Below are 1,677 nucleotides of genomic sequence, written 5' to 3' on the forward strand. Positions count from 1 at the left end.
CAGCCGATATGCTTGCTATCGCACAGCAGCAATTTGATGAACAAGGCATAACAAGCCGCGTAGATGTACATAATGGCCCAGTTGATAAGTTATCGGTTAAAGCCGATGCCGTTTTATGTTTATTAGTAATGCATTTTTTAGAAGATAACGGCGATAAAAAAGAGTTATTAAAAGCAATTAAAGGAAGTCTTAAAAAAGACGCAAACCTTTTTATTGCAGATTTAATGCGCCCCGAAACTTCATTTGAGCGCGAAGCCCAGCTCACAACGTGCGCGCAATTGGGTTTAACCGAAACAGGTAAAACACAAACAGGGCACGACTTAGAAAATGAGTTTTACCCGCTTGATAGAATGCGCTTTAGCGAACTACTAAACGAGTGCAAATTTGGCATTCCGAAGCTGTATTTTAAAGCCCTAGGTTTTAGCGGATATGTAGTTTAAGTTTCACAAGCTAAACAAGCACCCGCTATTTAGCACCAATAAAAACACCGAGTGAACAAACTCGGTGTTTTTATATAACCCTCTCTACACCCCGAAGTTTCTCTAAGCGTAGGTCGGATAAGTGAGGCGCCACCCGACGCTCTAATATCCACATCACTCAGATCATTACTGTGCCAGCAATCCTAACCAATCTCTCCAAGTGCTTTCATTGCAGCTTGTGCTTTGTCTGTTTGTACAAAAATATGGTCGTGATAAAACGCAGCTACCACATTAGCGCTAATGCCATGCTCAGTTAGCTTTGCAGATACCGCAGCTGTTAGCCCAACGGCCTCTAAGCTTGAATGTACATTAAGAGTAATTAAATTATATTTACCCTCGTAAGTAATACCTGCTTTATCGGCGGTTTCAGCTTTTAAAATAAGGGTTAGGCCTTCCTCTTCAACGTAAGTGGCAAGTGGCTCTAAGTGAACATAATCAGCCAATTTCCCTGCCAAACAGCAAAATATGTATTCACCTTGTTTAAGCACAGGCTGCATTGATTTTAATAATTCGTTTAACTCTAAAATTCCGGCCATGGTCGTTCCTTACAATGTGTTATTTAGTGCCTTTTAGCTGCGCGACTAGCTCGCTTAATCTCGCAATTTTTATATTACTTAATTGCCTGTAATCAAAATACGGGCACACAATAATGTTGTTACTGGTGTCTATTGCAAACTCGTCGTCGAGCCAATCAAATTGTGCATGCAACTTACCTTGTTGTAATAAGTTTTTAGCGTGCGTACGCCCAGCAATTATGTGTAGCTGATTTTGATTGCTAGTAGCTTTATCTGCGCAAGTAATAGTAGTGTCAGGCGCGCTAAATAGCAGGGCGGTTTTACTATTTTTTTGCAGTAAATACTCATCGCGATATTGTTGCCAAGTAGGGGCTTGTTTAGCAAATGAATAATGCTCACTTGGCAGGGAAAATAGCACTTTGGCGTAAACGTTAAACACTTTGCGCCAACCATTACCACAGTACTGGTTTATGGTATTTATTTGCTCATTTATAACCGGTTCTAGGTATTCAAGTGTTTCAAAAAACGGCATGGGCGGCGCTTTTGCTACGTATACCGCCACGCTAAATTGCGTATCACCTAAGCCAACTAATTGGGTATTCAAGTTAGTTAGCCTTGTTTTGCGCTAAAATACGGTCGAGGTTATTTGCAAAGTTTTGGCGATCGGTTTGGCTAAGTGGCGG

General features: G+C 41.1%; 3 protein-coding genes and 1 pseudogene. 1 reads left to right on the forward strand and 3 read right to left on the reverse strand.

The window, feature by feature from the left end; translation table 11 throughout:
• Window positions 1-440 (forward strand): class I SAM-dependent methyltransferase (locus L652_RS0100625; RefSeq protein WP_024603180.1); only part of this gene is annotated, 440 nt, incomplete at its 5' end.
• A 182-nt stretch (window positions 441-622) separates the two neighbouring features.
• On the opposite strand, the gene L652_RS0100630 is transcribed toward L652_RS0100625, so the two are convergent.
• The 3 genes and pseudogenes from L652_RS0100630 to L652_RS1000000125655 form a co-directional block, all read right to left on the reverse strand.
• On the reverse strand, window positions 623-1,015 hold the full coding sequence (locus L652_RS0100630) for an ACT domain-containing protein (protein WP_024596052.1): 393 nt from the start codon (window positions 1,013-1,015) through the stop codon (window positions 623-625).
• A 19-nt stretch (window positions 1,016-1,034) separates the two neighbouring features.
• The gene (locus L652_RS0100635) at window positions 1,035-1,598 is read right to left on the reverse strand and encodes a hypothetical protein (protein WP_024596053.1); all 564 of its coding nucleotides are present in this window, start codon (window positions 1,596-1,598) and stop codon (window positions 1,035-1,037) included.
• 1 nt (window position 1,599) lies between these two features.
• Window positions 1,600-1,677, reverse strand: a pseudogene (locus L652_RS1000000125655) (YaiI/YqxD family protein); the annotation flags it as partial.

The organism is Pseudoalteromonas sp. TB25 (genome assembly GCF_000497995.1).
GTDB lineage: Bacteria > Pseudomonadota > Gammaproteobacteria > Enterobacterales > Alteromonadaceae > Pseudoalteromonas > Pseudoalteromonas distincta.